Below are 1,152 nucleotides of genomic sequence, written 5' to 3' on the forward strand. Positions count from 1 at the left end.
AAGCCATGATTGCGGGTGGAATTCGTGGTGGCTTGACCCCTGAACAAGCGCACGAGCTGACAGTCCAAACCGCGCTTGGGGCGGCACGTATGGTACAGCAAACCGGAGAGGAGCCTTCTGCTCTGCGTCACAAAATCATGTCACCCAATGGCTCGACGGTAGCCGCTTTGGAGACACTGGACAAAGGAGATTTCTATGAAACCGTAATTGCGGCAGTGCAGCGTTGTGCTGAACGATCCCGTGAGATGGGAGCTGTACTAAAGGAGGGAATTGAATGAGCTATTGCTTGGCGACCTACCGGGTATACGATGACAAAGCCGATTTTAATAAAAAGGCCCAATCCATTGCCATCGGCATGACGGTGGGCAGCTGGACCGAGCTTCCGCAAGCCAAGCGGGATGAGATGCAAAAGCATCTGGGCTCGGTTCAATCCGTGGAAGTTCATGATGGAGGCCCCGGTGAACGTTATGCCGATCTGACCATCGCTTACCCGGACATCAATTTCAGCCGGGATATTCCCGCGCTGCTGGTGACCGTCTTTGGCAAAATTTCGATGGACGGTCGAATCAAGCTGACGAAGCTGGGCTTCTCGGAGACATTCCGTTCCGCTTTTCCGGGACCGAAATTTGGCATTGAGGGCTTGCGTGAGCGACTCGGCGTGTTTGATCGCCCGCTGCTTATGAGCATTTTCAAATCGGTGATCGGTCTGAATCTGGACGAGCTGAGCGAGCAATTTACCCGACAGGCTCTCGGTGGCGTTGATCTGATCAAGGATGACGAAATCTTGTTCGAAAATGCCTTGACACCGATTGAAAAACGCGTCGAAGCCTGCATCAAAGCCGCCGAGGCGGCTGAACGTGAAACCGGTAAAAAGCTGCTGTATGCAGCTAATTTGACCGGACCCACCTCACAGCTTAAGGCGCAGTCCCTCAAAGCCATCGACGCAGGCGCAAACGCGCTGCTGTTCAACGTGCTGGCCTACGGCTACGATGTACTGCATGAGCTCAGCAGCGATCCTGCTGTCTCCGTACCGATTGCCGCCCACCCTTCATTGGCGGGTGCTGTCTATCCGTCGCCGCATTACGGTATTTCGGCGTCCGTGCTGCTCGGTCAGTTGATGCGGCTGGCTGGCGCTGACCTCGTGCTCTTCCC

The 1,152-nt window shown here is 55.2% G+C and carries 2 protein-coding genes; both read left to right on the forward strand.

Annotated elements, in window-relative coordinates:
* Window positions 1-278 (forward strand): pyrroline-5-carboxylate reductase family protein (locus tag WG8_RS28485; protein WP_007430769.1); only part of this gene is annotated, 278 nt, incomplete at its 5' end.
* Window positions 275-1,152 (forward strand): 2,3-diketo-5-methylthiopentyl-1-phosphate enolase (locus WG8_RS13560; protein ID WP_007430770.1); only part of this gene is annotated, 878 nt, incomplete at its 3' end. The genes WG8_RS28485 and WG8_RS13560, both read left to right, overlap by 4 nt.

The organism is Paenibacillus sp. Aloe-11, from assembly GCF_000245715.1.
GTDB classification, from domain to species: domain Bacteria; phylum Bacillota; class Bacilli; order Paenibacillales; family Paenibacillaceae; genus Paenibacillus; species Paenibacillus kribbensis.